This is a genomic window from Dehalococcoidia bacterium (genome assembly GCA_030018455.1).
GTDB lineage: Bacteria > Chloroflexota > Dehalococcoidia > DSTF01 > JALHUB01 > JASEFU01.
Genome location: JASEFU010000004.1, coordinates 142,128 through 168,262 on the forward strand (window position 1 = coordinate 142,128; position 26,135 = coordinate 168,262).

The 26,135-nt window shown below is 64.4% G+C and carries 19 protein-coding genes and 1 riboswitch; of the genes, 10 read left to right on the forward strand and 9 right to left on the reverse strand.

The genetic code is table 11. The features are described from left to right. The first annotated feature begins 345 nt into the window (after positions 1-345). The 4 genes from QME71_07365 to QME71_07380 are packed head-to-tail and all read left to right on the forward strand — an operon-like array spanning position 346 to position 3,768. Complete coding sequence (locus QME71_07365; protein ID MDI6858110.1) at positions 346-1,119, forward strand: ABC transporter ATP-binding protein; 774 nt, start codon at positions 346-348, stop codon at positions 1,117-1,119. Beyond that, positions 1,116-1,820, forward strand: coding sequence for an ABC transporter ATP-binding protein (locus tag QME71_07370; protein MDI6858111.1), 705 nt, complete (start codon positions 1,116-1,118; stop codon positions 1,818-1,820). The genes QME71_07365 and QME71_07370 overlap by 4 nt, the downstream gene beginning before the upstream one ends. 11 nt (positions 1,821-1,831) lie before the next feature. Next, positions 1,832-2,716, forward strand: coding sequence for a branched-chain amino acid ABC transporter permease (locus QME71_07375; GenBank protein MDI6858112.1), 885 nt, complete (start codon positions 1,832-1,834; stop codon positions 2,714-2,716). Then, the gene (locus tag QME71_07380) at positions 2,713-3,768 is read left to right on the forward strand and encodes a branched-chain amino acid ABC transporter permease (GenBank protein ID MDI6858113.1); all 1,056 of its coding nucleotides are present in this window, start codon (positions 2,713-2,715) and stop codon (positions 3,766-3,768) included. The genes QME71_07375 and QME71_07380 overlap by 4 nt, the downstream gene beginning before the upstream one ends. A 74-nt stretch (positions 3,769-3,842) precedes the next feature. On the opposite strand, the gene QME71_07385 is transcribed toward QME71_07380, so the two are convergent. Then, positions 3,843-5,120: an ABC transporter substrate-binding protein gene (locus tag QME71_07385; GenBank protein ID MDI6858114.1), complete on the reverse strand. Its 1,278-nt coding sequence runs from the start codon at positions 5,118-5,120 to the stop codon at positions 3,843-3,845. 265 nt (positions 5,121-5,385) lie between these two features. After that, positions 5,386-8,121, reverse strand: a complete 2,736-nt coding sequence (locus tag QME71_07390) for a GNAT family N-acetyltransferase (protein ID MDI6858115.1) — start codon at positions 8,119-8,121, stop codon at positions 5,386-5,388. 146 nt (positions 8,122-8,267) lie between these two features. On the opposite strand from QME71_07390, the gene QME71_07395 reads away from it, so the two are divergent. Then, a complete protein-coding gene (locus tag QME71_07395; GenBank protein ID MDI6858116.1) occupies positions 8,268-9,506 on the forward strand; it encodes a glycosyltransferase in 1,239 nt (412 codons plus the stop codon). Positions 9,507-9,559: 53 nt separating this feature from the next. Beyond that, positions 9,560-10,525 (forward strand): 6-phosphofructokinase, encoded by a 966-nt coding sequence (pfkA, locus tag QME71_07400; GenBank protein MDI6858117.1) that lies wholly within the window; start codon positions 9,560-9,562, stop codon positions 10,523-10,525. A gap of 29 nt (positions 10,526-10,554) precedes the next feature. On the opposite strand, the gene QME71_07405 is transcribed toward pfkA, so the two are convergent. From QME71_07405 to xylB, 3 genes are all read right to left on the reverse strand, one after another. After that, entirely contained in the window at positions 10,555-11,802 is a 1,248-nt protein-coding gene (locus QME71_07405; protein ID MDI6858118.1) for an acyl-CoA dehydrogenase family protein, read from the reverse strand. Positions 11,803-11,949: 147 nt separating this feature from the next. Next, complete coding sequence (gene uppP, locus QME71_07410; protein ID MDI6858119.1) at positions 11,950-12,783, reverse strand: undecaprenyl-diphosphatase UppP; 834 nt, start codon at positions 12,781-12,783, stop codon at positions 11,950-11,952. A gap of 22 nt (positions 12,784-12,805) precedes the next feature. Beyond that, a complete protein-coding gene (gene xylB / locus QME71_07415; GenBank protein ID MDI6858120.1) occupies positions 12,806-14,332 on the reverse strand; it encodes a xylulokinase in 1,527 nt (508 codons plus the stop codon). A gap of 287 nt (positions 14,333-14,619) precedes the next feature. On the opposite strand from xylB, the gene QME71_07420 reads away from it, so the two are divergent. Next, a complete protein-coding gene (locus QME71_07420; GenBank protein ID MDI6858121.1) occupies positions 14,620-15,135 on the forward strand; it encodes a DoxX family protein in 516 nt (171 codons plus the stop codon). A 4-nt stretch (positions 15,136-15,139) separates the two neighbouring features. On the opposite strand, the gene QME71_07425 is transcribed toward QME71_07420, so the two are convergent. Continuing rightward, positions 15,140-16,216 (reverse strand): dienelactone hydrolase family protein, encoded by a 1,077-nt coding sequence (locus QME71_07425; protein ID MDI6858122.1) that lies wholly within the window; start codon positions 16,214-16,216, stop codon positions 15,140-15,142. Positions 16,217-16,357: 141 nt separating this feature from the next. Here QME71_07425 and ilvD point away from each other — a divergent pair, with 141 nt between their 5' ends. Together ilvD and QME71_07435 are read left to right on the forward strand one after the other, a co-directional pair. Further along, positions 16,358-18,004, forward strand: coding sequence for a dihydroxy-acid dehydratase (ilvD, locus tag QME71_07430; GenBank protein MDI6858123.1), 1,647 nt, complete (start codon positions 16,358-16,360; stop codon positions 18,002-18,004). Between the two features lie 111 nt (positions 18,005-18,115). After that, positions 18,116-18,248: riboswitch (cyclic di-AMP (ydaO/yuaA leader) on the forward strand. A gap of 275 nt (positions 18,249-18,523) precedes the next feature. Further along, positions 18,524-20,116, forward strand: coding sequence for a glycosyltransferase family 2 protein (locus QME71_07435; GenBank protein MDI6858124.1), 1,593 nt, complete (start codon positions 18,524-18,526; stop codon positions 20,114-20,116). A gap of 334 nt (positions 20,117-20,450) precedes the next feature. Here QME71_07435 and QME71_07440 read toward each other — a convergent pair whose 3' ends face one another. Beyond that, positions 20,451-22,838, reverse strand: a complete 2,388-nt coding sequence (locus QME71_07440) for a DUF362 domain-containing protein (GenBank protein ID MDI6858125.1) — start codon at positions 22,836-22,838, stop codon at positions 20,451-20,453. A 518-nt stretch (positions 22,839-23,356) separates the two neighbouring features. Between QME71_07440 and QME71_07445 the strand changes: the two genes are divergently transcribed. Beyond that, positions 23,357-23,974 (forward strand): class F sortase, encoded by a 618-nt coding sequence (locus tag QME71_07445; protein MDI6858126.1) that lies wholly within the window; start codon positions 23,357-23,359, stop codon positions 23,972-23,974. A 28-nt stretch (positions 23,975-24,002) separates the two neighbouring features. Here QME71_07445 and QME71_07450 read toward each other — a convergent pair whose 3' ends face one another. After that, positions 24,003-24,494, reverse strand: coding sequence for a nitroreductase family protein (locus QME71_07450; protein ID MDI6858127.1), 492 nt, complete (start codon positions 24,492-24,494; stop codon positions 24,003-24,005). A 51-nt stretch (positions 24,495-24,545) separates the two neighbouring features. Next, on the reverse strand, positions 24,546-25,994 hold the full coding sequence (locus QME71_07455; GenBank protein MDI6858128.1) for a 4-hydroxyphenylacetate 3-hydroxylase N-terminal domain-containing protein: 1,449 nt from the start codon (positions 25,992-25,994) through the stop codon (positions 24,546-24,548). Positions 25,995-26,135: the final 141 nt, after the last annotated feature.

Below are 26,135 nucleotides of genomic sequence, written 5' to 3' on the forward strand. Positions count from 1 at the left end.
CGTTTGTGTCTCGCCGATAGGGTTCCTCTTGGCTCAAGTGCGAATCTCTAGTCACCTCTTAATAGTCGGCGAAAAGCAAGCGTTGTTTATCTATCCGAATAGGTAGGAAGCGGGCGGGCGCCGTTCCGGAGCAAGAGAAGACACCGCGGGATTCTTGGGAACGGCAGCAGATATGAGGAGGCATGGCGCCAAACCAGGCCCCGCCGCCCGTTGTTCCGGCAGCGAAAGCAGCGCGGCCGCTGCGGCGTCTTCCTCCACGGCTATAGTATTGGCGGCCTGAGCAGAGTTTTTGTATAGTAGAGTCTGCAAATCTGACGCAGATAGGGAAGAAGTCGTTTGGGAAGCATGAACGGTGATCTGCTGGAGGTTCGGAGCGTCACCAAGGCGTTCGAGGGCCTGAAGGCGGTGAACGAGTGCTCGCTCAACGTGAAAGAGGGCACGATAACCGGCCTCATCGGTCCTAACGGCGCCGGCAAGACGACGCTGTTCAACCTGGTAACCGGCTTTCTCAAGCCCACCGCGGGCGAGATCGTGTTCGGCGGCGATCGAATCGACTGCCTACCGCCGCACCGCGTGTTCAGCAAGGGGGTGGTGAGGACCTTCCAGATACCGCGTGAGCTGAAGCTGATGACGGTGCTGGAGAACCTTATGCTGGTGCCGTCCGCGCAGGCGGGCGAGAGCCTCTGGAGGTCGTGGTTCATGCCGTTCACCGTGCGCCGACAGGAACGCGAGATCCGCGAGAAGGCGCTGGAAGTGCTGGAGTTCGTCAACCTCTGGCACCTGCGTGACGAATACGCCTCCAACCTGTCGTCGGGCCAGAAGAAGCTGCTGGAGCTGGCGCGCACGCTGATGTGCGGCCCGCGCATGATCCTTCTCGACGAGCCGGGCGCGGGCGTGAACCCTACCCTTATGAAGAGCCTCGTTACCCTTATCGAGCGGCTCCGTGATGAGGCGGGGATCACGTTCTTCCTCATCGAGCACGACATGGACCTCGTCGCCCGGCTGTGCAACCCCGTAATCGTGATGAGCAGTGGCGAGCGGATTGCTGAGGGCACGCCCGAAGAGGTCGTGCGCGATGAGCGGGTCCTTGAAGCGTACCTGGGGGGACAGTACCGGTGACAGTCCTCGAGGCCGACAGCATCGTAACGGGATACGGCGAAGTCGATATCCTTCACGGCGTGTCCGTGATGGTGGACAAGGGGGAGATCGTCGCCGTCATCGGCCCTAACGGCGCCGGTAAGTCGACCCTGATGAAGGCGATCTTCGGCCTGCTCAAGATCAGGAAGGGCAAGGTAGTCTTCAACGGCGCTGAAGTGACGAACCTTGCGCCTCAGCACATGGTGCGAAAGGGGATCTGCTACGTGCCCCAGAGCGACAACGTCTTTCCCTCCCTCACCATCGAAGAAAACCTGGAGATGGGCGCCTTCATCCGCCGCGATGGGCTGAAGAGAAAGCGCGAAGAGATGTACGAGCTTTTCCCGCCCCTCGCCGAGCGGCCGCACCTGCGCGCGGGCAAGCTCTCCGGGGGCCAGCGTCAGATGCTCGCCCTTGCCCGCGCCCTGATGCTGGAGCCGCGCCTGCTCCTGCTCGATGAGCCTACCGCCAGCCTATCGCCGAAGATGGTCGGCGATATCCTGGCCATGATCCGCAACATCAACCGGCTGGGAGTGGCCATACTGATAGTGGAGCAGAACGCCCGCGAGGCACTCAACCTCTGTCATCGAGGATACGTCCTGGTGATGGGCAAGAACGCGCTGGAAGGCTCAGGGCAGGACCTGCTCAGCAGCGAAGATGTGGGAAGGCTGTATCTCGGGGGTTAGACGGGAGCGCAGTGGCCCAGCTAGTGGTCGTAGGTCTCATTGTGGGCAGCGTGATTGCGCTGGGGGCGATCGGGCTGACACTTATCTACGGTGTGCTGAAGTTCGCCAACTTCGCGCACGGCGATCTGATGACGGCCGGCGCTTACATCGCCCTCTTCATCTTCTTCGGTAACGACCGCCTCGGCCCCCTTTCCTTCGGCTACGGTATGATCCCCGCGATCCTGGCGGCGATGATCGGCGTCGGCGTCCTCTCGGTCGCCATTGACCGCATTGTCTACCGCCCGCTGCGCAACCGGAAGGCGGGGCTCGTCATCCTGGCGATGTCATCCCTGGGCATGGCGATGGTCGTGCGGAGCATGGTCTACCTGCTATGGGGCCCTGATCAGCAGTTCTACGTGCTGGGCATACAGAAGGCGATGAGCCTGCCACTGGGGATACGCCTCAAGCCCGACCAGGCCTTCATCGGGTGCGCGGCGCTGGGCGTGATGGCGCTTGTCTATCTGCTGCTCTACCGCACGAAGCTGGGGAAGGCGATGCGCGCCACCGCTGACAACATGGAGCTGGCCCGCGTGTCGGGAATCGATACGGAGAAAGTCGTCATCTGGACGTGGGCGATCGGCGGTGCGCTCGCCGGGCTGGCAGGCGTTCTGCTGGGGATTCAGTCGCACCTGATGCCGGAGATGGGCTTCATCTTCCTGCTGCCCCTCTTCTCGGCGGCGATCCTTGGCGGCGTGGGCAGCCCGCAGGGCGCATTGGTAGGGGCGCTCATCGTAGGCGTATCACAGGAACTGTCGACGGAGTGGTTATCGCCGGCCTACAAACCGGCGGTGGCGTTCATGCTGCTCTTCGCGATCCTGCTGTTCAAGCCGACGGGTCTCTTCGGAGCGAAGGCATGATCGACTTCTTCACCGACTTTTTCAGCCTTTCTTACCTGGCCTCGTTCCTGATTCTGGTGGGAATCTACGCCATATTTGCCCTCGGCCTGAACGTTCACTGGGGCTACACGGGCATCTTCAACTTCGGCATCGCCGGGTTTTTCGCGGTTGGCGCTTACACCACGGCCATCCTGACGAAGGGCCCTTCGACCGGCCAGTACGTCGAGTACATCGGCGGGTACGAGTTGCCGTTTGTTGTCGGCGTAATGGGTGCGGGCCTCGCATGCGGAGTGATAGCGTTCATCATCGGTATACCCACCCTCAGCCTGCGTGAGGACTACCTTGCCATCGCTTCCATCGGCGTCGCGGAGACGTTGCGGCGCATCTTCATCAACGAGCGCTGGCTGGCGAACGGCACGCGGGGGATGATCGGCATCCCGCAGCCGCTGCATGATCTGGTGGACCCGTCCGACTACAAGTACATCTATTTGGGGATCGTCGTCGTTATTGTCATCCTCGTGTACGTCGCCATCGAGCGCGGGATCCGTTCGCCCTGGGGCCGCGTCCTGCGGGCGATCCGCGAGGACGAGATCACGGCGGCGGCGAGCGGGAAGAGCGTGTTTTCGTTCAAGATGCAGTCGTTCGTCTTCGGGGCGGTGATCATGGGCATCGGGGGCGCGGTGTACGCCCACTACGTGCGCGCCATTACGCCCGACACGTTCACGCCCTTCTTCGGCACGTTCCTCATCTGGGTGATGCTGATCGTTGGCGGCAGCGGGAATAGCAAGGGCGCCATTCTGGGAGCGTTCGTTGTCTGGCTGATATGGGACAGGACGAACTGGATTATCGGGCACTCCGGGGAAGCGCTGGAAACGCGCATCTTCTACGTGCGCAATCTCTTGATCGGGCTCCTCATCGTGATTGTTTTGTTGCTGCGCCCGAAGGGACTTCTGGGCGAGGAGAAGGTAGTGTCGCTGTTTGCCGGGAAGGAGGACAAGGAGGTGAAGCACAGGGAGACGGAGGAAGAAGAAGGGGCGGCGGTAGCGCCGGTCGGAAGCGGCGAACCGGGGTAGCGCTTCGGGAACACAGAGGAAAAGTAGCGGCCCGGATAGAGAGTCCGGGCCGCTAGCTTCTTATCGTGGCGCGACTATTCGACGGTCACCGGCTCGGTGCGCACGGTGACGATTTCGCCGCCTTCGTACTTCCAGATCTCGATGTAGCCGGAAGGCACGTCGCCGTTCTCGTCCCAGCCGTTGAAGCCGGAAGCGCCTTCGTAGTTGATCGCCTTGCCCTCGGCAATGAGCTCCAGCGCCTTCTTAATGTCTGCGGCGCCCGGGCCGATTTTCTCGCCGTTGGGGTCGTTAAGCTCCCTCATGGCGTCGCGGATCTCCGCCGGATCGAGGGAGCCCGCCTTCGCGGCCCCGAGGGCGATCATGATCACCGCGTCGTAGGACTCAGCGATGTAGGGCAGAGGCGGGAGCTCGCCGAACTCGGCCTCGAACTCGGAGCGCCACTGCGCCGGGATCTCCGCCGCTGCCGAAACAGTGCCGTACATCCCCTCGACGTTCTCAGCGCCCACCGCCTCAACGATGTCCTCTGACTTCGTGCCGTCGCAGAACAGGAACGTGTCAAAGAGGTCGTTTTCGATCGCTTCCTTGAGGTAAACGGTCGCGCTCTGAGGATAGCTCAGCGCGGCGAGAGCATCGGGGTCGCCCTCAGCCGCCTGCTGAAGCTCTGACAGGTACGAGGCCTGCTCCTGCTCGTGAGGCACCTCGGCGGGCACTTCGCCCCCAAGCTCCTCGAATGCCGCCCTGAAGTTCTCGGACAGCCCCTCGCCATAGGGGTTGTTCACGTACATAGTGGAGACTTTCTTGTAGCCGAGCTCGTTGGCCAGCTGGGCGAGGACGAGCCCCTGGGCGGCGTCGGACAGCGTTGTGCGGAAGAGGAAGTCATTGTCATCGACCGCGCTGAGAGCGGGAGACGTGGAAGCCGGGGAGATCTGAATGATCCCTTCTGGCACAGTGACGGCCTCCGCCACCGCCAGCGTAACGCCACTGGAGAGCGAGCCGACTATCGCCTGTACCCCCTCCGTGTTCACCAGGTTTTGCGCGGCCTGTACTGCGGCCGTGGGGTTTGTCTGCGAATCGGCCCGCTTGAGCACGATGTCGTTCCCCAGCACGCCGCCGGCGTCGTTGATGTGCTTGGCGGCCAGCTTGGCGCCGTTCTCCATGTTAGGCCCGAATTCAGCGAGGTCGCCCGTGAAGTCGAAAAGGATACCGATTGTTAACGTGCCTTCTGCGGCGGGCGTCTTGCCGCCGGACGGCGTTTCGGCCGAGGGCGTCTCGCCTGCCTCTTCTTCGTCCTCGCCGCACGCCGCCATGACGAGGGCGAACAGCGAGACCAGAGTCAGTAAGACCAGAAGCAAGCGCTTTGCCTTACTGCTCCCCCTAGTAGTTCTATGCATGCTTTCCTTTGACCTCCCTTCTGGATTACTGCCGACTTGACTGCGCCTTGGACCAGCGCAGGCATTGCCTCTGAGGCAATGAAGCTTAGCGAGATTCTAAAGGGCAAATCGAGTTTGGTCAAGCGTTTAAGCGGTTCAATAAGTGGAATATGAACGATTCGCCCCGTCGGAGGCAGCGCGGCAGCAAGGCGATGGGCAGAATGGCTCGCCGGCGGTTCGTCAGCTCTCAGGCAGACCAGGGGCCCGGCTCGACCTGCTTCAGCAGAATGCGGGAGTCGACGACGGTGCACCCGCGGCCGGCGGCGAGCACCTTCACGGGATTCAAGTCCATCTCGCCGATCTCGGGGACATCCTCCACCATCGCGGAAACGCGCAACAGCACGTCCTCAAGGGCGGCGATATCCGCGGGCTCGGCGCCCCGCCAGCCGCGGAGCAAGGGAAACCCCTTCACCGACTCCACCATCTCCCGCGCGTCGACGTCCGTTAGGGGATGGATGCGGAAAGCCACGTCCTTCAATAGCTCGACGTATATTCCGCCCAGTCCGAACATGATGAGCGGGCCGAACGATGGGTCCTGCGTTACCCCGATTATCGCCTCGGTGCCGCCGGATACCATCTGCTGCACCACTGCGCCCTCCATCTCGGAGAGACGGCCGGCGGCGCGAAGGCGTTCTTCGATCGCTTCGAACGCGCCGCGGACCTCCTCTTCGGAGCGGAGGTCAAGGATGACGCCTCCGAGATCGGTCTTGTGCAGGATCGTCGAAGAGGCGATCTTGACGACTACGGGGAAGCCGATCTCCTTTGCGGCGGCGGCGGCCTCTTCCGCGGTCCTCGCGATGGCGACGCGCGCGGAAGGGATGCCGTAGGCCTGCAGCAGGCCGGCGGCGGCTGTCGAGGAGAGCCACGCGCTGCCGTCGCTTTTCGCGAGCGCGGCGTCGACGATGGAACGACCGGCGGCGCTGTCGATGCTGGAAAGCCTGGGGACGGTCCCTTTCGGCTTGGCGCGCCACTCCGCGTAGCCGCAGGCCTTGGCCAGCGCCAGCGCAGCGTCTTCGGGGAAGGCGAAAGATGGAATAAAGCCTTTGCCCTCCGGACTGAGCTCCCGCGGCGCCCCCGCCGCGCTCATGAAGCAGGTGAGGATGGGCTTGCGGCCCCAGAACTCGCTCGCCGCCTCACAGATGCGGTTAGCGACAGCCTCCGGCCTGGTGACCAGCGGTGGAATATAGATGACGATGAGAGAATCGATGCCCTCGTCCTGGAAGAGGAGGCGCAAGGCGCGCCCGTAATCATCGGCGGTGCCTGAAGCGAGCAGATCGACAGGGTTGGACACGGCCGCCTCCCGCGGGAGGAACCCGCGCAGCGCCGCCTGAGTCCGGGGGCTGAGCGTCGGCAGCTCGAGGCCGAGGTTTTCGCAGGCGTCGGCGGCAAGGATGCCGGGCCCGCCGGCGTTGGTGATAATGGCGACGCGCCGGCCTTTGGGTATGGGCTGGTGAGCGAGGAGAGTCGCGACATCAAAAAGCTGCTCGAGGGTGTCCGTCCGTATCACTCCCGCCTGTTCGAAGAGAGCTTCCGACGCCACGTCGAGGCCGGCGAGTGCGCCGGTGTGCGAGGAAGCGGCGCGGGAGCCCGCGGCGGTGCGTCCGCTCTTGACAGCGACGATGGGCTTTGTCTGGGAGACGCGGCGCGCGATGCGGCCGAACTTCCGCGGGTTGCCGAACGATTCAAGGTAGAGCAGTATGACGTCCGTCGACTCGTCCTGCTCCCAGTACTGGATGAGATCGTTTGCCGAGACGTCGGCCTTGTTGCCCACGCTGATGAAAGTCGACAGGCCGAGGTTCAGCTTTCGGGCGTGATCGAGCAGGGCCAGCCCGAGGGCGCCGCTCTGCGACAGCAGCCCGACGTTTCCCCGCGGCGGGAAGACAGGCGAGAAGGTAGCGTTCAGGCTGACCTCGGGGTCGGTGTTAAGGACGCCCATGCAGTTGGGCCCGACAAGCCGCATGCCGTAACTGCGTACCCGGGCGAGCAGGGCGTCTTCGCGCACCGCGCCCTCGCCGCCGATCTCCTTGAACCCCGCCGATATGACGACGAGCGCGCGCACCCCCTTTCGCGCGCACTGCCCGGCAACCTCGACGACATGCTCCGCCGGCACGGCAATCACCGCCATGTCGACATCGTCGGGCACTTCCAGCACGGTAGGATAAGCGCGGACCGAACCGACGACCGGCCAGTTGGGGTTGACGGGGTAGACTATCCCCTTGAAGCCGTCGCGGAGGATGTTGTGAAAGATCTCTGCCCCTATGGTCCCTCGTTCATGCGACGCGCCGATGACGGCTACCCGCGAAGGGTAGAAGAAGGCGCGGATCGACGCGGTAGCCGCGATCTGCTCGCGCAGCTCGGTCTTTGCCTCCGTCTGGGCGGTCTCCTCAATCGAGAACACGACGTGGAACGTCCCGTCCTCGAACGTGGTCTCGAGGGGAAAACCGCTATCGCGAAACACTTCCATCATGAGCTGATTTTCGGCCAGCACCTCGGCCTCGAAGATGCGAATGCCGTGTTCTCTGGCGGCGATCGCGAGCTGCTGCAGCAGATGCGAGCTTATGCCGCGTCCCTGATAGGTGTCTTCCACGACGAAGGCCACCTCTGCCCTGTCGGAATTGCCCAGCCGCGAGTAGCGACCCACGGCGATTATCCTAGCGTCCGGCGGCTCCCCTAAGGTGGCCACCAAGGCGTAGGTGTCTTCATAGTCTACGTTCGTGTAGCGCCTCACCTCATCGCGCGTCATCTCGCGAATCACGTGGTGGAACCGCAGATAGACGCTTCGCGGGCTGAGGCGGTTAAAGAGGGCGATCATCGCCTCGTCGTCATCGGGACTTATGGGCCGCAGATGGACGGTTGAACCGTCGCGGAGCAGGACGTCGACTTCGTGTGGAGGGGGCTTTCGGACTCGCGCTCGCTGCTGCATCGGGCTCCTCCCTAACGACATGCGGTTTCGATTTCAATTATATCGCCATCCGACGGCCGGCGGCGCGCGCCCAGGCAGCTACTTGACAGCGGAAAGGCGTTAAGATAGGAAGAAGGAGCACGACCAGGCCATCAGGGAGGATTCGCATGCTGGAACAGGTGGACGTTGGCGCTGTCGATTTTGGCGCCTACGAGCCTTACACGGACCGCGAACTGGCGCAGGAGGTGCGAAGTCTCGCGAACCGGTTGAAGGGACGGCGCATCGCCCACATCAACGCGACCCCTTTCGGCGGCGGTGTGTCGGAACTCCTTCGCTCCATCGTCCCGATTTACTGCGGCCTCGGCATTGACGCGGAGTGGCTTCTGATCTCCGGGGCACCGGAGTTCTTCACTATCACGAAGTCGTTCCATAACGCGCTCCAGGGAGCACGAATTGATCTCACGAGCAGCGCTCGCGAGACCTACCTCAACTATAACCGGCTGAACGCGCAGCAGATTGAGGACGACTACGACGTCATCGTTGTTCATGACCCGCAGCCACTAGCGATGCGTCGCTTCAGGGAAAACGGCCGGGCCAAATGGGTGTGGCGCTGCCACATCGACACATCCAGTCCTCATGAAGAGCATCTCCTGTTTCTCCTCGAATACATATCCGAATACGACGCTATCGTGTTCACGATGCGTGAGTTCGTCCCGCCGATAGTGGAACATCCCCGTCTTGAGATAATCACGCCCGCAATCGACCCCGTCAGCCCCAAGAATATGACCCTTCCCGAGGACATGAGCCAGACGATCCTGCTCTGGTTGGGGGTGAACCCGCGGCGTCCGCTCTTGACGCAAGTCTCCCGCTTCGACCCCTGGAAGGACCCGATGGGAGTGGTAGAAGCGTTCAACCTTATACGGAAGGAGATGCCGGGACTGCAGCTCGCGCTGCTGGGTTCGATGGCGCTGGATGATCCTCAGGGCTGGGACCTCCACAAGCAGGTGACGGAGGCGACCAAGGGGGACCCCGATATCCACGTGCGCACGAACCTGGTGGGCGTGGGCGATGTGGAGGTCAACGCCTTTCAGCGCCTGTCGACCGTCATTTTGCAGAAATCGATTCGCGAGGGGTTCGGGCTGGTGATTTCGGAGAGCCTGTGGAAGGGGACGCCGGTCGTGGCCAACCGGGCGGGCGGGATACCACTCCAGATGGAAGGCGGCGCCGGCGGCTACCTGGTCGACAGCACGGATGAGATGGTGGAGCGGGTGTTGCACCTCCTGTCGGCCCCGGAGGAGCGGAAGACGCTGGGCCGCTCGGGCCAGGAGCACGTGCGCAAGCATTTCCTGACGCCGAGGCTTATCAGAGATGAGATGCGCCTGCTGGCGAGCCTGCTCGACGTATAGCAGCGGCGCGACCGCCGACGGCGCGGGCGACTAGCAGCAAAGGCTGGAAAGCGATGAAGCGCATAGCTGTGCTCGGAAGCGGTGGGGACTCCCCGGGGATGAATGCCTGCGTGCGGGCCGTCGTGCGCCGGGCCCTGCGACACGGCCTCGAGCCGTTTGGCGTATACGACGGCTACGGCGGACTCATCGAGGGGCGCGTAAGACGTCTGAGCCGCCGGTCGGTGAGCAACATAATCCAGAGGGGCGGCATCTTTCTGGGCGCGGGCCGGTCTGAGGAGTTCCGCTTGCCGGAGGGCCGCGCGAAGGCGGCCGCCGTCATCCGGCAGAACCGGATCGACGGCCTCGTTGCCCTGGGCGGCGACGGCACCCTGCTGGGGGCCATGGCATTTACCGGCGAGTGGGAAGTGCCGACGGTTGTCATCCCCGCCACGATCGATAACGACATGGCGGGGACGGACATCGCGATCGGCTTCGATACCGCCGTGAACACCGCCGTCGAGGCCGTGGACAGGATAAGGGATACGGCAGAGGCGACGGAGCGCGTCTTCTTCGTCGAGGTCATGGGCAGGGCGTCGGGCGCTATCGCGCTTGAAGTGGGTATCGCATCCGGCGCCGATGCCATTCTCGTTCCCGAGGTAGCATCTGACACGGAGAAACTGCTGGAACGGCTGAAGAGCGCCCGCGCGCGCAGGGCCCGCAGCATACTCGTCGTCGTAGCCGAAGGAGATGTCGCGGGGGGCGCTTTCGCTATCGCCCAGCGCGTTCAGCCGCAACTTGAACGTGAGTCGCGCGTTACGGTGCTGGGCCACGTGCAGCGTGGCGGCAGGCCGACGGCAACCGACCGCGTTCTGGCGACCAAGCTCGGCGTCAGCGCCGTGGATGCGCTCATCGAGGGCAAGCGGGACCTTATCGTGGGGCAGGTGAAAGATGAGATATGTTTGACGCCTTTCAGTCAAGTGAAAGACGTCAAACGGAAGATCCCCCTGGACTATTTGCAGGTGGCGGTTGAGCTGGCGTAGTCCGGCCGCTTGTTCGCGGCGCGCGGTTGCTACAGCCAGGAATCGATTAGCTGACGCGAGCCGGCCAGAGCCAGGACGTCGTTAACGCCGTCCTCGATCATCGAGGCGCGGGCGTCGCGGAACAGCTTCTCGATGTAGAACTCCTTCGATAGCCCGTATCCGCCGAAGAGCTGCACGGCGTCGCTGGCCACCTCAAACGCCACCTGGGTGCCGTAGACCTTTGCGGCGATCCCGAGGCGCGAGAGCGGCGGCATCGCCTGCGAGTTGTAGCCGGCGACGGCGCGGGCCAGTTGCCGTGACGACTCCACCTTGATGAACATGTCAAAGAGCTTGCGCTGCACCAGCTGGTGCTCGCAGAGGCATTTTCCACCCTGAACGCGCTGCTTGCAGTAGTTCATCGCCTCCTCGAAAGCGGCGCGGGCAACGCCGGTAAACAGCGAGCCCATGCCGCCGTTGGCAGCGGCGAGAATCGTGTCGGCGGCCAGAATGTACAGATCCTGGTCGACAAAGACGTAGTCCTTGGGGATGCGGACGCTGTCAAGGAAGATCTCGCCTTGGTTGAGCGCGCGCTGCCCCAGCTTGTTGAGCGGCTTCCCTCTCGACACGCCGGGCAGGTCGAGGGGGACGAGGGCGATTGCGCTTGACGGCATTCCTTTCGAGCGATCGATGGCGAAATGCATCATGGCATGGGTGGCAATGGTGCCGTTGGAGACCCATGCCGATTTGGCCCCGGTCAAGATCCAATCGTCGCCGTCTTTGCGCCCGTATGTGTCGAAGGCGGTGCGCGAGTCGTTCACCTCGCCGAGGTTGAACGCGAGGCAGTCGGAGCCGTGCTGGGGCTCGGTTATGGCCCAGCAGCCGATGTACTTGCCCTGCCGGTCCTTGGTGTAGGGGATCACGAACTCGTCCATCAAGCGCTGGTTGCCGGTAAGCTGCGAGGCCATCAGCGCCATGGAAAACGGCATTCCCGCGACGCCGAAGCAGATCGAGAAGTCGGCGGAGCCCCATCCCATCTCCTCGGCGAGGATGCTCGCCGCTACGCCCCGCATGGCGGAGCCGCCAAGCTCCTCCGGCATGCTGCTGAGGTGATGCTCCAGCTCGTAGTGCTGCCGCAAGACATCCCAGAAGATGGACCCTTCCTTGATGACGTCCTCCGGGTCCGCGAGCTTGTCGAGGGCGATGCTGGCGGGCCGCATGACCTCTTCGGCGAACCGGTGTATCTGGTCTCTTACGGCGCGCTCTTCCTCACTGAGTGTTGTGTTCAGTTCGACAAACATGGTCGCTCCTTAGCGCTGTGCCCGAACGATGCCCGAATGATTGCACAACGCTGTCTCAGTCCGCAAGTGGCGTTTCGCCGCAAGCACCGAAACGACGCATCGGCTGAAGCGGCGTCCCGCCGCAGGCAAGCGGCGCGCAGCACGGAGCTAGCTCAGGGGGATGGCCAGCAGGAGGGCAACGCCCAGCGCCAATCGGTAGGCGACGAACGGGTAAAGGCTATGCTCTCGCAGGAAGGCGAGCAGGAAGCGTATCGTCAGGTAGCCGGTCACCGCGGCGAGGACGAGGCCGGTGAGGAAGAACGCCAGGTCGTCGCCGTCCAGCAGACCGCCGCGCACCTCGTCCACGATGTCGAAGACCTGCTTGAGGCCGGCGCCGGCGATGATCGGCGCGGAGAGCAGGAAGGCGAAAAAGGCCGCCTGCTGACGTCTCAGCTTTGCGAACAGGCCGGCGGAGATTGTGATCCCGGAACGCGAGACGCCGGGTATCAAAGCCACGGCCTGCGCAAACCCCACGAACAGCGCGCCTGCAACGCCCAGACGCGTCGCGTCGCGCTGCTTCTCGCCCAGGCGCTCCGCCAGCACAAGGATGCCGCTGAACAGGATCAGCGTGACTGCGACCACTGCCGGTTCACGCAGCTCATCTTCGACGATGTCCTCGAAAAAGAAACCCAGAACGGCCGCCGGCGCCGAGCCGATCACGATCAACCATGCGAGACGCGAGTCGCTGTGCGCGTCCCACCGCAGCGACCGGACGCTGCGCGCCCAGGCGACGGCCAGGCCGACGATAACGCCCCGGAAGTAGACCAGGATTGCCGCCAACGTGCCGAGGTGGATCGCCGCGTCGAAGGTGAGCCCGAACCTGTCCTGCGACACGTCGAGCCAGTCCTCCAGGAGGACGAGATGCCCGGTGGACGAGACGGGCAGGAACTCGGTGAGTCCCTGCACAATGCCGAGCAGCGCCGCCTTCAAAAGATCTGGCATGGCCCTCGCGTCGAAACAGTGTCTAGCGGCCGGAAGCGGCGTCGAAGCCGGACAGAGCGTGAAAGGTGTCGCGGAGCAGCGGATAGAGTTCGCGGTAGCGCCGGTACAGCCCCTCGTAGACCTCGACGGCCTTCCTCTCCGGCTCCAGTCGCTCCGCCAACCGTATCGTTGTGTGGCAGGCTTGCGACACGCTCGCGAAGATCTCCGCGCCGATGCCGGCCAGCAGCGCCGCGCCGAAAGCGGGCCCCTCATCGGCCTCAAGGCTGACGACAGGACAGGCGAAGACGTCGGCCAGAATCTGGCGCCACAACCTGCTGCGGGCGCCGCCGCCAATGGCGCGGACCTCCGTAGCCGATACGCCCATCTCCCGGATTAGCTCAAGCGAGTCGCGCAGCCCGAAGGCGACGCCTTCCATCACCGCCCGCGCGAGGTGCGGTAGTCCGTGCTCCGCCCGCAGGCCGACAAAGGCCCCCCGCGCGAAGGGATCGGCGTGGGGGGTGCGTTCGCCGGCGAGATACGGCAGGAACACGAGCCCGCCGGAGCCCGTCGGGGCCCCCGCGGCGAGAACGCTCAGCTTCTCTTCCATCCTTTCGCCCTCCGCCAACGGGCGCAGCGTATCGGCCAGCCACTGGAAAGAGCCGCCGGCGGCCAGCATGACCCCCATGAGGTGCCACAGTCCGTGCGCGGCGTGGCAGAACGAGTGCAGGCGGGCCTGCGGGTCGACTCGCGGCTGGAGCGTGGCGCTGAAGACAACGCCGGAGGTGCCCAGGCTGGCGGTGATGACCCCCTCCTCGACAGCGCCGCTGCCGACGCCTCCCGCCGCCTGGTCGCCCGCGCCGGCGACGACGGGGATGCCCGCGGGCAGCCCGAGGGCGCTCGCGGCTTGTGGAGTGAGACGCCCGCTGACCTGCGGCGACTCCAGCGCCGGCGGCAGCCACTCCGGCGGCACCTCGATCGCCTCGACGACCTCCGAGGACCACTTCCGCGAGCGGACGTCGAAGAGGAGGGTGCCGGAGGCGTCAGCGACATCGGTGGCGCGCTCGCCGGTCATGCGCAGGCGGACGTAGTCTTTCGGGAGCAGCAGGTGGCGTGTGCGGGCGTAGCTTTCCGGTTCGTGCTTTCGCAGCCAGAGGAGCTTGGGCGCCGTGAAGCCGGTGAGCGCCCGGTTGCCCGTAAGGTCGATGAGACGCTGGAGTCCCACGCGCTGCTCGATCTCTTTACACTCGGCGGCGGTGCGCTGGTCGTTCCACATGATCGCGGGGCGCACCACGCGGTCCGCTTCGTCGAGGAAGACGGAGCCGTGCATCTGTCCCGTGAGGCCGATGGCGATGGCTGCTTCCGGCCTGAGCGCGCCGCCTGCGCGAAGCGCTCCCAGCACCGAGCGGCAGGCTTCCCACCACCATTCGGGCGGCTGCTCCGTCCAGCCCGGCTGGGGCCGGAGCGTATCGTAGGGGGCGCTGGCCTGCCCCAGGAGGCGGCCGTCCGGCCCCACGACGACGGCTTTGAGGCCCGTCGTGCCCACGTCTACGCCGATCAACTGCTCGTCCATGGAATTCGCCCGAAGTCTAGCAGACGGGCCGTCGCTGTGGCGAGAGGAATAGCTTCGGAAGAGTCAGACCGAAAGATCCGGCGGTGACTTCAGGGCAGGTGGTCGCGGCAACACTCTCTAGAGCTGTTCCGCAAGTAGGCCCAGGGTTGTCTTGCCGTTTGGCCTTCTCTTCACGCAAATGGCACGCAGGAAAGCGTCGCCCTCACGGCCGTTGCACAGCCTTCGCGTATGCTTCTCATCGGTCTTCTCCGTCCCCTATCGTCCGACAATGTAAGCGGAGGTGAGAGATGCGCAGTCTGGGACTCCTCCTGTTGCGGCTCGTCGCGGGCGGCACGCTGGCGGCGCACGGTTACCCCAAGCTCTTCGGCGGGGCCGGCAAGCGCGCGCCCGAAGTATTAACAGCCGCTTTCGGCCCTAACTTTCCGCGGGCGGTGGAACGCGGCGGGCCACGGAACACCGGCGCGTTCTTCGAATCGATAGGCATCCCGCAGCCGTACGTCGGCGCCTATCTGGCCGGGCTGGGCGAGTTCTTCGGCGGCCTCGCAATCGTTCTCGGCCTGAAGACGAGGCTGGCGGCGGCCGTCGCTATCTTCGACCTCGCGGTCGCGATCAAGTACGTGCACTGGAGGACGGGCTTCTACGGCGAAGGGGGATACGAGTTCCCGGCTGCGCTCTCCGGCGCTTTCGGCGCGCTTGCTCTTACCGGCCCCGGCGTCATCTCCCTCGATGCGCTGACGGGGCTGAAGAAGCGGCGTCGGGCGAGACGGACGCCGGACGTGGAGGAGACAGAAGAGGGAGGCTAGCGGCCTAGTCGGGCACCGAAGCGAAGAACTCGATGTCGGAGTTTCCCGCCGCGGCCTCCGGCGTCAGGTAGTCCTCGTAACCCTTCTCCCCCGTCAGGTACGTCTTGAAGAACGCAGTGGCGTAGAAGTTGATCAACTCGTGCGCCCTCTCCTGCGACAGCCCTTCCTCGCAGCCGCCCAGCGCGGGCACGCAGACGTCACTGAACGATAGGTGGCCTCCCTGCGGGAACAACAGCAGGAAGTGGGGGACGCCCTCAATCGCATCAAAGTAGTCCTCCTGCTGCTCCGCCGGCGTCGCCCTGTCGAGACGCCCGCCCATTATTAGCGTGGGAACGGCGACGTCGATCGTGAGGTTCGCCAGGCTCCCTCCCGGCGGCGCCATCGCCAGGGCAGCCGAGAACGGGCTGTCTTCCTGCGCAAGCTGCATCGTTACCAGGCCGCCGAACGAGTGGCCGCTCATGCCCACGCGCTCCGAGTCGAGTGCCTCGTAGAATATGGACTCGGTGTCGCCGTTCAGCGCCAGCAGCGATTCGAGCACGAAGCGGACGTCATCGGGACGGTTGAGGAACGAGTCGAGGAGTCCCGCCTGTTCGCGGCAGGGGAAGCAATCGTTGAGGGTGTTTCCCGGATGCGGTGGCGCGGCGACCACGAAGCCGTGGCTTGCCAGGTGTCCCGTGTAGTACGTCGACTGCTGGGGGATGCCGCCGCTGCCGTGGGAGAAGATGATGACGGGGAACGGCGCGCCGTCGGTCGCTATCTCCGCGTCGATTACGCCGCCGAGCGACGGCTCTACTAGCTGCTCGCGCGCGCTCTCGTCTGCCGGATACCAGGCAAGGGTCTTGAGAATGCGCTCCTCGCCGGTCGTGCTCGACTCCCGGATGAATGTAAGCTCCGTGACGCCGATCGGATAGGGGCCGGGGAGCGATGGATCGGCGGCGGTGGGCACCATCGCTGTGGGCGAAGGCGCGCCCGAGCCGTCTCCGTCGCAGGCCTGGAGCAGCGCGCCGGCGAGCAGCAGCACGGCTGTCAGGCAGAGCGGCGCGTTTGTTCCGGCCCGCCTCCCATTCCAGTCACGATTCATGGCGTCCCTCGCTGCTCTCACTTCGCCGTCGGATCCCTCACCGGCAAGCGTCGGTCCCGGCCAACATTCTAGCATCCCCTTCTTCAATGAAGCGAGGAAGGGCTAAACTGAGGCATCCGCGCTAGGGGGAAGGAGCGTCAGATGCGAAGCGATATCGTGAAGTCGCGTCGCCCATTCTTCGTCTCGATGGGACGGACGCGCGAGGAGATGGAAAAGCCGTTCGTCGCCGTCGTCAACTCGCAGAACGAGTTGATCCCGGGGCACGAGCACCTCGATCAGGTGGCGCAGGCAGTCCGCGAAGGGGTCATCGCGTACGGCGGCACCCCGTTTGAGTTCCCGAGCATCGGCATCTGCGACGGCTGGGCGAACGGTCACGCGGGCATGTGCTATCCGCTGCCCAGCCGCGAGCTCATCGTCGACTCCATCGAGGCGATGATGCTTGCTCATGCCCTCGACGCAATGGTGCTCATCACCAATTGCGACAAGATCACTCCCGCCATGATGATGGCGATGGCGCGCCTCAACGTGCCGTCGATACTGATCAGCGGGGGGCCGATGCTCGCCGGCAAGTTCCGCGACGAGCGCCTGGACGTGAGCAAGATCGCGGAGCTGGGGGCCAGGCGCGCCAAAGGCGAGTTGACGGCGGAGGAGATGTTCGACGGCGTCGAGCGCTCGGCGCCGACCTGCGGGTCCTGCGCCGGCCTCTTCACCGCCAACAGCATGAACTGCATGGCCGAAGCCCTCGGGCTCGCCCTACCGTGGAACGGCACGGTTCCCGCCGTCTACGGCAAGCGCCGCGAGCTCGCGAAGTACAGCGGAATGCGGGTGATGGAGCTCTTCCGCGAAGAAATTCTGCCGCGCTCAATCCTGACCCACGAGGCGTTCGAGAACGCCATCACCGTCGACATGGCCATCGGCGGCTCCTCCAACACGATCCTTCACCTGATGGCGATAGCGAACGAGGCGGGCGTCGAGCTCGACCTCGCCACCTTCGACCGCATCAGCCGCAACACGCCTCGCCTCTGCGATCTGAGCCCCGCCGGCCAGCACTTCCTGGAGGACCTCTACGAGGCGGGTGGAATCCAGGGCGTCATGAAGGAACTCGCCGGCAAGGGGCTGCTGCACCTCAATGCGATGACCCTTCGCGGCCTCACCGTGGGCGAGATCATCGAGGAGGCGCGCGTGCTGGATCGCAGCGTCATCCGGCCGGCGGCCGACCCGTTCTATCCGGAAGGCGGGCTGGCCATACTATGCGGGAACATCGCTCCCGAGGGCGCGGTGGTGAAGCAGTCGGCGGTGGCGCCGGAGATGATGCGGCACAGCGGCCGCGCCCGCGTCTTCAACTGCGAGGAGGACGCGCGCGACGCTATCCTGGGGGGCGCGATACGGAGCGGCGAGGTGGTGGTCATAAAGTACGAGGGGCCGAAGGGCGGCCCCGGCATGCGCGAAATGCTGTGGGCGACTTCCGCCATCGTGAGCATGGCGCAGGATGCCGAGGTGGCGCTCGTGACCGATGGGCGTTTCTCGGGAGCGACGAAAGGCGCCGCCATCGGCCACGTCTCGCCGGAAGCGATGGATGGCGGACCCTTCGCGGTCGTCGAAGAGGGGGACGTCATCGAGATCGACATACCGGCGAAGACGCTGAACGTGCGGCTGCCGCAGGCGGAGATCGAGCGGCGGCTCAGCGAGTGGTCGCCTCCCGTAAAGGAGAATGTCTTGCCTTACCTGCGCCGGTATTCGGCACTGGTGACGTCGGCGAGCACGGGCGCCGTCCTCAAGCAGCCCTGACCGCTGGCGGTGGCCGGTGACGGCACTGGCCCGGGCGGCGGCGGTGGGCCGGCAGGTCTTGACAGGGGGAAGCTGCTTGCGTAGTATATACGGGAGCCTTGGAGCTCGACATAAACATAGTCGCCGAATCGCGAGCAATCGCGGACGGGGGAACCAGATTGGGGGGTTAATCCCGGCGGAGCCGGGAAGGGCAGCCTTTCGGCCCTAACCCGTCAGCTAACCTCGTAGGCGTGTGAAAGGTCGGCCACCGACCTTTTTTTCTTGCCCGAAATCCCTCGGCATGGAAGCGAAGCAAGAGGAGAGGGCAGGACAGTGCATGCCATAAGACACGGCGATACAAGCGATTCCTCCGGATCGCCCCCCGCGCGGGCCTGGATGCCGGCGCGCGACCCTGACGTGCCAACGGCACTCGAGGACGCGGAGCCACAAGCAATCACCTTCGATGAACGTACGCTGCTATCTGCAGCCGTCCCCTCCCGCTCCTGGCCGTCTCCATTCCTCGCGTCTGCGCGTGATGCGGTGGCTGTCACAGGGCCGGCGGCAATTAGTGCGACGTGGCCTGCGCCGCAGGTCGCCCTTCCCGGCGCCGACGCCATCGCTTTCCCGGTGGGCAAAGAGCTGCGCGAACGGCTCGCGCAGCGGCTCCTCGAGATTCTTCCCGGCGCGGCAGCGCTGTTCCTCATCACGTCGCTCGTCTGGGGCACGTTCCTGGTGCCGCTGCCCCTGGCGATCATGCTGCTTGCGTTCGATGTCTATTGGTTGTGGCGGTCGGTCAACGGCGCCATCCATATCGTGCGAGGCCATTCCGTGCTCAAGCGGGAAGCAAAGGTGGACTGGCGCGAACGCTACGAAGCGGCGAAGGCGGCGGGCAAAGCCTACCTCCGCTGGGAAGACGTGCGCCACGTGGTCATCATCCCCAGTTATAAGGAAAGCATCGAAAAGCTCTCCGTGACGCTGGAGACACTCGCCGGCCAGTCGCTCGGCGGAAGGCAGATATTCGTCGTCCTGGCGCTCGAGGGAGCCGAGGAGGGCGCGAGGGACAAGGCAGCCGTGCTCGAGGAGAAGTACGGGAAACGTTTCGGCTTCTTTCTTGCCACGTTCCATCCGCCCAACATTCACGGCGAGGTCCGCGGGAAGTCCTCCAACGAAGCGTGGGCGGCCCGTCACGCGAAACGGAAGTTCGTGGACGAGATGGGCTACGATATCGATCATCTCACGGTCACCAGTTGCGACGCGGACACTCAGTTTCCTGTCAACTACTACGCCTGCCTCACCTACAAGTTCGCCACTCACCCTCAGCGGTACCGCCGCTTCTGGCAGGCGCCCGTCTTCCTCTACAACAACATCTGGGATGTGCCGGCTCCGCTGCGGCTGCCAAATGCCCTCGGTTCGCTTAACCATCTTGTGCGGCTCACGCGCCGGTACGCCGTGCGCTTCCCGCAGTCCACGTACAGCCTCAGTCTTCGTATGGCCGACGAAGTCGGTTATTGGGACGTGGACGTGATCCCCGAAGACTGGCACATGTTCCTGAAGTGCTTTTTCCGTCTGAACGGAGAAGTCGAGGTCGAGCCCATCCACTTACCTTTGGGCAACGATGGGGTCCGCAGCCAGGGTTACTTCAAGACGTTCTTCGCCCACTATGAGCAAGCGCGGCGCCACTGCTGGGGCGCAATCGATATTTCCTATGCGGTCCGCAACTGCTTCGCCCACCCTGAGATACCGCTCTTGAAGCGGCTGCGGAGGACGTGGAGCGTCTTTGAGAACCACGTCCTGTGGTCGAGCCAGTGGTTCCTTATCACGGTGGGGCGTCTCATACCGGCGGTGGTGGCTATCGTCATTGGGATGGACGCGGTGCCGGAATGGTTCAGCCCGCTTTCGGCGAAGATACTCTTTCCGTGCATCGTGCCCCTGGCCGTGATGGCCGGCTACGACACGTTCATGCGCCCACCGCGCCCGCGGCACTTCCCTCTGTGGCTGCTGCCGGTGCAGTACGGGCAGTGGTTTCTTATGGCGGCGATCACGTTCTTCTTTTCGGCGCTGCCGGCTCTCGACGCGCAAATACGGCTGATGCTCGGAAAGCGGCTGGAATACAAGGTAACGGAGAAAGCCTGACGACAGCGCGACGAAATGAAAAAGAAGGCCGCATCTTTTGGATACGGCCTTCATGTTTGCCTTCGGCCCCATCAGGGGGAGAACCCCCCTTTTCGGCGCCCTTCAGTTGAGAAATGGGCGGTTGTCGCCGCGAAAGTGGGGCCTTGGCTTTCGCTGCCCTGCCCGTCCGGGCAGGGCCCTAAGAGTCAACCTGCCACACTCCCCAAAGAACCCGGTCTTTCACCATGAGCATCCCTCCTTTCGGATTGAGCTCCCCGGTTTTCCGGGCCTAAGTTAAGTCTATGCTTCGCATTCAGGCCTGTCAAGGGGTGCGTGCCCCTCAGTTGGGCTGCGCCTACCAGATCTCCTGTCCGCCGGCGAACGCGGCCGAGAACATCATCTCGACGTCGTCCGTCTCGACGACGTTGGGCGCCGGGCCGCCGGCGCACTGGCCATAGCCGCTGGGGACGTACAGCGTAAACGGCAGCGCGTCTTTGCCCGCCTTGACGTCGTTCAGGTAGTTGTCCAGGCTGGCGGGATCGGCGAGCAGAGAGAAGTCGCCTGTGTAGCGTCCCCCGTTGTAGACCCTATCGGCATGCTGGAAAGCGGCGCCGTAAAGCGACATGATGTTCATGCTCAGCGGGTAGCCGAGACCGTAAATCGTGCTGCCGAGCGCAATGTGGCGGGCAAGCTGCACGGTCGGCCACTTTCCGTTGCCCCACGTCAGCCCGGGGCAGAAGGGGTCCGCCGCCTCGGCTTCGAGTTGCGACATCCTGTACGCGATCATGGCCAGCGCGGCATCCTGGTACTCTTTCAGCACGTCGATGCCGCCCTGGTTGAACTCCGGGCGGCCCCACCGGATGGTGTTGGCCCGTGAGCGGAAGGCGCCGCGCAGCATGCCTGCCGGATCGGTTGCCATCAGGTGGACACCGCTGCCGCCGCTGAAGAGCATCACCTCTACGATGCCCTTCTTTCCTATCTCGTCGTAATCGATGACGCCGTCACCGTTCTCGTCGAAGGCGCGGACCAACGAGCGGTGGTAGTCGGAGCCGGTGAGGGCGTCGTTGGCGGCGGCATAAGCGAGCACCGTCGCTTGCAGGTCCCAGAGTATCTTGCTCGCATCGAAAAAGAAGGTATCGGTGATGAGCTCGTCGAACCGCGACCCGTCGACCCGGCCCAGGTGCCCCTGCAGCGAGGCGAGGCGTCCGCCCGCGACCAGGTCACGGCCGATCACATGATAGTCGGGGCCGCCGATGCCCCGCTTGCGCGCATAGTCGAACAGTTTGTAGCGCGAAAGGGGTGAGTCCACGCCGGTATCGGTGACTATGTTCTGCCCATCGACCCGCGGCAGCGGCACGCGTTGGAGGAACTCGGAGGCAAGCCCCCGCTCCTTTTGGATGCGCCTCGCCTCTGCCGCCGGCACCGTCTTGAACATGTAGCGCGCGCACAGGAGGTCGAGGGCGACGGCGTCGAGGGAGGCGAAGACGTACCCCTCCGGCGCCTTCAGCCCCATGATCCCGGATGTGTGGTCGACGTTCGTAGCCTCGATGGCGTCCACCGCGTTTATGATGAAGACACCCTGGTCCTGGACGGCCTCGATGATGTCGACCATCGTGCCGGAGAGTCCTTCAGTCCGCTTTGCCATAAGATTGCCGGCGGCGTCGCGTTTCGGGAGGCCGGTCTCGTCATCGGCCTCCAGCACCCAGACGGCGTGGGGGACGCGGCTCTTCATGCCGGGCACCGGCGCCAGCGGCGAGCTGTACTTCCACTGCGTGCTGGCGACATCGTCGTTGCCGGCCGCCTCCATGGGGTAGAGGCCTATCCCCAGGTTCTTCACAGCGTTGGTGAGGAGGGCGAGGGCATGCACCTTGAGCTTGGGGACGTTGACGAGCACGCAGCCGGGATAGTCGCGCATGTCGGCGTCATCGGAGGGCTCTCCGCCGACAACCGCCTTGTGGATGGTGATGCTGTCGAAGTTTGCGGGGTGAGGTACGGGTATGTCCCGCCCCTTCGAGGGGATGTCCTGGATGCGGTTGAGGTCGTAGACGGGGAGGCGGTCGTTCGCCCGACCGGGCGGGAGGTAGCGTCCCTCGACGCTGTCCTCGTAGCCCTTCATGGGGTCGTCATCATGCGAGGAATCGTGCGTCTCTGCCAGGTAGCGGCGAACGAAGTAGAAGCCCCATCCGCCGTAGAAGTCGCCGCTGCGTCCTTCAATCGCAGCCTCGGTGGTCACGCGCTTGCCGCTGAGGATGCTGAACCTGCCGGCCATGCCCGAGAGGGCGCTTGGCGCCTCGCCGAGGGCCATCTGGTGGTAAGAGACGTCGAGCCTGTCGTGGAACCAGCGCATGAGGGCGGCGACGAACGGCCAGGCGGTGCAGGCCACCAGCCCCAGTCCCTCGCCGTGGGTGATGGGGTCGATGCACATGGGCGTGACCAGGTTGGGCTTGAACAGCAGCTTCTTGCCGCACCGCAGTTCGTCGCGCAGCCACGCGTCGAAGCCGGTCGCCTCATCGAGCGACCCGAGCGCGGCGTCGATGCCCTCATACGTGTAGTCGATCTTCTCCCTGATCGACGCCCAGGCGGCGGCGCTGTCCTCGTCGATCACCTGTTTCAGGAGCGCGGGAATCTCAGCATACGACTTCTGCGGATCGATGCGGGCGGCGCCGATGGGCGCGCCGGAGGAGTCGAGAGGGAGTTCTCCCAGGGATGAGCGGACGGTGGCGGCAGCGTTATCGGGGTTCAAGCGGGCCTCCTTCCGGCGAAAGCGGTCGTCATGTCGAGTGAGTAGATTGTCCGAAAGAGCGTCGGGAGGTGTCAAGCGTATTCGATGGGGGGCGCGGGTGGGAGCGGCCGGTGTACGGCTGCGGCAGAGCGGCGGCTTTTTTTCGTCGGACTTGGTTTTCCGTCTTCCCTGTAGATTCTGGGACGTGATACGATTCGGCAAACGTGGCGAGGCGTTCTGTTTTCCCGACGTCTGCACGTCCCCAAAAGGTTGTGGGAGCATCTTTCTAACGAGGGGGGTGGATCATGAAGCGAAGGTTCTTATTCTTGGGGCTGCTTGCGGTGTTGCCGGCCTTCGCCCTCATGGGGTGCAAATGGGCGTCCGTGGGGCCGGTTGAGCAGGTTTGCAGCGCGACGAGCCCGGGTCTTGTCGATGTCACTTTCCACTGGACACCTGCGTCGACGGGCAACGGAATCCAGTATCTTGACCTGAGCTTTCACAGTACCTTCCCGCCCGGTCAATTCCTGGGCGTTGGTCCAATGCCTTTGACGCAGAACAGCCTTTATTGGCCGGGCCTTGTGCCGAACGCGGTCCATCACTGGCGCATCAATACGCTCATAGACGGGCAGTGGTACACGTCTTTCGCGGGAACATTCACTACTCCCGCCTGCGGCACGGGCACGGGCGAGGCGCCGCCGGCAGGCATGAGGATGGTGATCCCCCGTATCGGCGTCAACGCACCGGTGAACGTGCGCGTCGTGGGGCCCGATGGCGTGATGGGCTCGCCCAACGGCCGCTTTGACGTCATCTGGTACGATTTCGGCATGTACCCGGGCATGGGCGGCTTCCCCGGCGTGCCGAAGACGAACGCCCTCTTCTCCGGCCATGTCGATTACCATCCCCACTACACGGCCGTGTTCTGGGACCTGCGGCAACTGGTGCCCGGCGACATAATCGACGTCTATCTGCTCGATGGGACGCTCGTGCGCTACGCGGTGCAGTGGACGAGCTGGATACCGCACAACGACAACTTCTCGCGGTTTGCCGTGAGGACGGGCGAAGACATACTGACAATCGTCACCTGCGGAGGGACGTTCGACCCGGCCACACGCAACTACAGCAACCGGCTAGTCGTGCGGGCTATCCGCGTCTTGTAGGAGGAGCAGCGGAACGCCCTGAGCGCTCTTACCAGCGCTCGTAGTGGACGAGATTTTCCAGCGGCAGACGGCGCTGGCCCAACGTCTGCAGCGCGCCCTCCGGAGGATAGCCGAAGGGGATGGCTATAGCGACCCAGTGGCCCTCGGGCAGACCGAGGACGCGGCGCGCGCAGGCGGCGTCATGCAGAGTGACGGGACAGGAAGTGATTCCCTCCGCCCAGGCTGCCAGCATCATGTTTTGGGTCGCGCGTCCGGCGTCGAAGTCGCGGCCATCGGGCGACATGGCGACGACGATGACGACGGGCGCGCTCGGGATGTAGGCTGCGAACTGCCCGCAGGCCGATAGCTCCTTCTTGCGCTCAGCGTCCCGGACGACGATGAAGCGGCAGGGCTGCGAGTTCTTGGAGCTGCCGGCCATGCGCCCCGCCTGGAGGATGCGGCGCAGCGACTCGTCGGAGATGGGCCTGTCTGTGTACTGGCGCGTGTCGCGCTTGCTGACGATGGTGCTGTAGGTCTCCATGGCTCCTCCTGCACGTGGCGATCACCGGCGGTGCTGTCGTGGCTGGTGGGCTCACGCGATGTCCAGCAGCCGCTTCGCTAGGCCGATCTTACCCTCGATGTCCCCCTGACGGCCGATCATGATGCGCTGCGCCGCCGGCGGCCCCGCCCCGTGCATCGACTCGATAAGGTAGCCGACGGCGCCCGCGCCCGCTACCAGGTTCTCGATGAGGCGCAGGACCTTCATGCGGTCGGTCACGTCCGTTCCCTCGGCGGCGGCCAAATACTTGCGGATGTAAGCGCCGGAGACGGGGTCGTCGAGGTCTTTCGCCGAGGGCATGGTGCCCAGCAGCCCGCCTGCGATGTCCGTCGCCAGGCGCGCGATCTCGTAGGGGAAGCGGGTCACGTTCAGCTTGCAGACGTTCGCGAGCAGCATGTCGATCTCGTAGTTGCCCGCCGCCGTCGGGTGGCCGAGCGCCGAGCAGGCGATGCCGGACGAGAACATCGTCTCGTTGAGGTGGACCATCTCGACCAGCTTGTCACGGATATGGGCCGCGTTCTCGACGCCGTTCATGCGCGCGATGAGCGCTGTCGCGCCGATGAGCACGTCGCCCACGCCGACCTTGCAGCCGCCGTAGCTCTGCCGGTGGTAGGCGGCGAAGCGCTCCACCAGCTTGCCCACCTGGTCGACCTCGCCGTTGAGAAAGATGCGCTCCTCGGGCACGAAGACGTCGTCGAAGACCGTCATCACCTCCTGGCCGCCGAAGCGCAGGTTGCCGATGTCGAACGGCGGCTCCTCCAGTTTGCGCGTATCGCTGGCCTGGCGTCCGTAGATGTAACGGATGCCCGGCGTGGTCGTCGGGACGGCGAAACATACCGCCCATTCCTCCTCGCCGGGGCGCATGTTTATCGTCGGCATGACGATGATCTCGTGCGAGTTCAGCATGCCCGTCTGGTGCAGCTTCGCGCCCCGCACGACGACGCCGTCGCTCTTCCGCTCGACGACGCGCAGGTAGAGGTCGGGGTCGCGCTGCTCCTTAGGGCGCTTGCCGCGCTCTCCCTTGGGATCGGTCATCGCCCCGTCGACCACGAGGTCGTTCGATTGCACGTGCGCCCAGTAATCGCGGAAACGGCGGTGGTAGTCGGTGGCGTGCGCCTGGTCGCACTCGTAGGTCACGCTGAAGACGGCGTTGGCGGCGTCGAGGCCGACGCAGCGCTGAAAGCAGCAGGATGTGACGTTGCCGCAGTAGCGTTGCATCAGCACCTTATCGATGAGGTCCTGCGCGGACTGATGGAGATGGGTGAAGCGGTTGATCTCTTCGCCGGTCAGGGAGGAGCGGACGCGGAAGAGAGCGCGGCTCTCCTCGCTGTGGGCGCAATCGAATGTGGCGGCGACGGCGCGCACGGACGGCGCGACCACGGGGTGCTCCTGCGGGTCGCCGGTCTTCTTGCCGAGGATCTGCGCTTCGAGCCCCAGTTTCTTCAGGGAAGCGATGTATTCGTCACCTGTTTTGAGTGTCATGGCTGCGCTCCTTGGCCGCGTGTCTCGGACGTTCCCGATACCCCGGCTGCCATCATTTTAGCAGCGGCGACCTGTCAACGGATAGAAAACGGACAAACGGATGGTCGAGCAGGCGTCCGTTGTTATACGGTTCTGCAGGAT

Excerpts from the sequence above, each read along its gene's own strand:
- QME71_07365 (MDI6858110.1), top strand. The coding sequence starts at position 346 with ATGAACGGTGATCTGCTGGAGGTTCGGAGCGTCACCAAGGCGTTCGAG.
- QME71_07380 (MDI6858113.1), top strand. The coding sequence starts at position 2,713 with ATGATCGACTTCTTCACCGACTTTTTCAGCCTTTCTTACCTGGCCTCG.
- QME71_07390 (MDI6858115.1), bottom strand. The coding sequence starts at position 8,121 with ATGCAGCAGCGAGCGCGAGTCCGAAAGCCCCCTCCACACGAAGTCGAC.
- QME71_07395 (MDI6858116.1), top strand. The coding sequence starts at position 8,268 with ATGCTGGAACAGGTGGACGTTGGCGCTGTCGATTTTGGCGCCTACGAG.
- pfkA (MDI6858117.1), top strand. The coding sequence starts at position 9,560 with ATGAAGCGCATAGCTGTGCTCGGAAGCGGTGGGGACTCCCCGGGGATG.
- QME71_07405 (MDI6858118.1), bottom strand. The coding sequence starts at position 11,802 with ATGTTTGTCGAACTGAACACAACACTCAGTGAGGAAGAGCGCGCCGTA.
- uppP (MDI6858119.1), bottom strand. The coding sequence starts at position 12,783 with ATGCCAGATCTTTTGAAGGCGGCGCTGCTCGGCATTGTGCAGGGACTC.
- xylB (MDI6858120.1), bottom strand. The coding sequence starts at position 14,332 with ATGGACGAGCAGTTGATCGGCGTAGACGTGGGCACGACGGGCCTCAAA.
- QME71_07420 (MDI6858121.1), top strand. The coding sequence starts at position 14,620 with ATGCGCAGTCTGGGACTCCTCCTGTTGCGGCTCGTCGCGGGCGGCACG.
- QME71_07425 (MDI6858122.1), bottom strand. The coding sequence starts at position 16,216 with ATGAATCGTGACTGGAATGGGAGGCGGGCCGGAACAAACGCGCCGCTC.
- ilvD (MDI6858123.1), top strand. The coding sequence starts at position 16,358 with ATGCGAAGCGATATCGTGAAGTCGCGTCGCCCATTCTTCGTCTCGATG.
- QME71_07445 (MDI6858126.1), top strand. The coding sequence starts at position 23,357 with ATGCCTTTGACGCAGAACAGCCTTTATTGGCCGGGCCTTGTGCCGAAC.
- QME71_07450 (MDI6858127.1), bottom strand. The coding sequence starts at position 24,494 with ATGGAGACCTACAGCACCATCGTCAGCAAGCGCGACACGCGCCAGTAC.
- QME71_07455 (MDI6858128.1), bottom strand. The coding sequence starts at position 25,994 with ATGACACTCAAAACAGGTGACGAATACATCGCTTCCCTGAAGAAACTG.